The following is a 215-nucleotide window of genomic DNA, read 5'->3' as shown; positions in this document are numbered from 1 at the left end:
CTTTTCAAGAGATAAGCAGCCCGATCAATAGGGCTTTTTAATGTGCGGTAGGCATCATTAATTGTAGAAGACATCATGACGGCTTGTTTTTGCTCAAAAGCTGAGGCGGAAGCAAATTTATCGGGATGAAAACGGGCAGCTAAAGCTCGATAGGTCTGTTCGAGTGCTTCGGTATCAATATTGAAAGATGGCTCAAGCTGGAAGAGGTTGAAGTA

The 215-nt window shown here is 43.3% G+C and carries 1 protein-coding gene; it reads right to left on the bottom strand.

What is annotated here, in order from left to right; genetic code table 11:
* Positions 1–215: Fe-S protein assembly co-chaperone HscB (gene hscB / locus ACTHSP_RS24370; RefSeq protein WP_440347259.1), on the bottom strand; the 215-nt coding region annotated here is incomplete at both ends.

This window comes from Neisseria sp. P0001.S005, assembly GCF_051963715.1.
Note: the sequence above shows the minus strand (reverse complement) of the source record. Positions and strands in the feature narration are given on the sequence as shown.